Genomic DNA, 2,496 nt, shown 5'->3' on the forward strand with positions numbered 1-2,496 from the left:
GCGCTGTACGAAGCCCGCGGAAACCCCGCGAAGGCTCAGGTGCTGCTGATGGAGTCGGCCAGCCGCGAGTCCGCTAAGCCCGTGGCCACAAGGGGCTCAGCCGGGAAGTGGTCCGACAACCTGGACCTCTTCGAGAAGAACGCCGAGGCGTCCGCTGCGGAGGCGCAGGCGGCAAGTCGGGAGACCTCCAAGGCTGCAACGACGAGAGGAGGGGCGCGTCGCGAGCCTGTCCAGTCGGCGGCGAGAAAAAAGCAGTTCGACAACCTGGACCTCTTCGCCCAGGACGCCAAGGTGGGCGCAACGGAGTCCGCGAGGGCCAAGCTGCTCCAGGCGGAGCTGGAGTCCTCGGGTCCACGGCTCCCGAAGGATGTGAAGCTGCTGAAGGAGCAGGCACCGAAGCTGGAGGAGCCACCGCCGGGAGTCGAGCAGGGGGCGCCGCGCTGGCAGGAGTACGTCGCCTATCGCAAGAGCCGACTGAAGGAAATTCAGGACGGTGATGCCGTCAAGGGGCCCTTGCTGTGGGAGGGCTACAAGGGGATGCGTGACCACCACGCCCGGGGTATGGCGTTCGAGAGGAAGATGGTCGCGATCCTGGAGGAGGATGCGGCGAAGCCGCGGGCCGAGCGGAAATGGCTCAAGGACTTCGACGAGCCACAGATCGAGACCCACGTAGGAGTCTCGAAGCTGGACCTTCGCTATGCGGACGTGCTTGTCATCGAAAAGAGGACCACTCCGGGTCAGCCCTCGCGGGTGGAGACGTTCAGCTTCAAGAGTCGGAACTTGGCCGTTCTGGGCGAAGATGCGCTACCTGTGCAGGTGAGGACGGACGCCAGCAACGCCATGAAATACTACGGTGGAACGCTCAAGATTGTGCGGGACGGTATGCGCCAGCAGGCGGAGATAAAGCGAGTGCGCCTTGTCTATGAGGAGAAGGGCCTCCTGCCCGAGGATACTGGGTTGTTTACGCGCGCGGCGACCGACGCGCAAAAGAGGACTGGGGTGGAGGTGTTTTCTCAATGAAGACGCTGACGATCCACGATCTGAACAAGGCAGATTGTCTGCGCCTGTTTTATGATGGGGCATTTAATCCGAAGGATGGGGTGGAGTCCGAGGTGGCGCCATTCCTTGATAATCTTGAGAAGTATGCAGATGGTTGGGTGCCAACGCTTGTTAAGGCGAAGCGGAGCCGAAAATACTCCCGAGACGCCGTGCTGCGCGCGATTGACGAGCGACGCGACGCCTACGGATCGACCATTGGACTATTTCGCTCAGAGAATCCCGGCGTGTCGTTGTCGCTTACTCTTGGACTTGCGCAAGCTGAACCCGACTTGAGCGTCAGTCTTCATGTTCAACCGATCTCATTTTTTGCACAGGAGGAGGCTAGCCGCGGTTTTGTGGCAATGGTTCGTGCCTGGGCCTCTCGGTACCCGTCTCATTATGCTGCGGCGCACAGTACGGCTGACTGGGGCCTTACCGATAATCCTGCCTTCGGTCGTGACGATGAGACATGGAGGCGGGACGGGTTCGACAAGATTTATGAGCTGTTCTGGCTGAATGTCTTCGGCCCCAAGCTCGTGGAGAGCGTAGGCCGTGAGCGGATGCTCTCGACGCCTGCGCACCTCGTGGAGGAGCTACCCAACGGCTCCGTCCTCGTGGCGCTATGGCCGACTGCTGCCGAGTTCGCGAGTGAGGAGGCGCGTGTGGTGCAGGCCCGAGCCCACGTCCACCTGCGGCCGGACCTCGACTTCGACACGGTGCTGTGCAAGTTGCGGGAGCGCAGCGCCGCGCTCGTACCCGTCGAGCCGCGCTTCCATCCTGACGTGGCGCCGTTCCTCTCTCGGCTGCCGGACGAGTTCGCCATCAGCGAGCGGCAACGGAAGATTGCCGAACTCAACGCCTTCCGACCGCCGGTGCCGGAGGAGTGGCTCCCTGTCGCTCATCCCTCGGACGTGGCGAATCCGGAGCGCGTCCTCGAGTCCTACGGCGACTTGTCCGAAGGCCTCGTGGCTGTGCTTCACACGGATGTGCCCTCCATCATGAAGGAGACGCCTGAGTCGCTGACGGACCTCGACTTCCACTTCTGGAAGACCCACTTCCCCGAGCGCTACACGCGCGACGTCCTCGACGGACACACGATACCGGCACTTGGAGCCTATCTGGGGGACGTGCTGGTGCGGCGGTTGGGTGGGACGTGGGTGCCGCGCCAGAAACTGGAGGAGTCCCAGGTGCGTGTGGGTAAGCGCGTCTGGCTGCCCTTCCTCCGCGCCCGCCGGTACATGCAGTCCCGCCAGTCGCTGCTGGACTACTCGCTCACGCAGTTCTTCCATGAGGCGGAACGGTACCGGCCTCGAGATTGAGGTTTCCTGGGCCGGCGGGGCGCCGATGCCGCGGGCGTGCTGCTTAGGCCATGAGGGCAGCTTCGGGATTGTGAAGCTGCCCTTGGTGCGGCCATCATGCCGCCGGCCTAGGAGCGTGTCGCGGTAATCGCGGTGGGGC

Annotated in this window: 1 protein-coding gene and 1 pseudogene; both read left to right on the top strand. The window is 63.3% G+C overall.

What is annotated here, in order from left to right; translation table 11 throughout:
* A pseudogene (locus G4D87_RS36645) lies at window positions 1-1,020 on the top strand (hypothetical protein); the annotation flags it as partial.
* Window positions 1,017-2,357, top strand: a complete 1,341-nt coding sequence (locus G4D87_RS36650) for a hypothetical protein (protein WP_163787423.1) — start codon at window positions 1,017-1,019, stop codon at window positions 2,355-2,357. The pseudogene G4D87_RS36645 and the gene G4D87_RS36650, both read left to right, overlap by 4 nt.
* The last annotated feature ends 139 nt before the right edge of the window (window positions 2,358-2,496 follow it).

It is taken from the genome of Myxococcus vastator (assembly GCF_010894475.1).
Lineage (GTDB): Bacteria > Myxococcota > Myxococcia > Myxococcales > Myxococcaceae > Myxococcus > Myxococcus vastator.

Bases quoted from the DNA above. Each gene is read 5' to 3' on its own strand.
- G4D87_RS36650 (WP_163787423.1), top strand. From the start codon at position 1,017: ATGAAGACGCTGACGATCCACGATCTGAACAAGGCAGATTGTCTGCGC.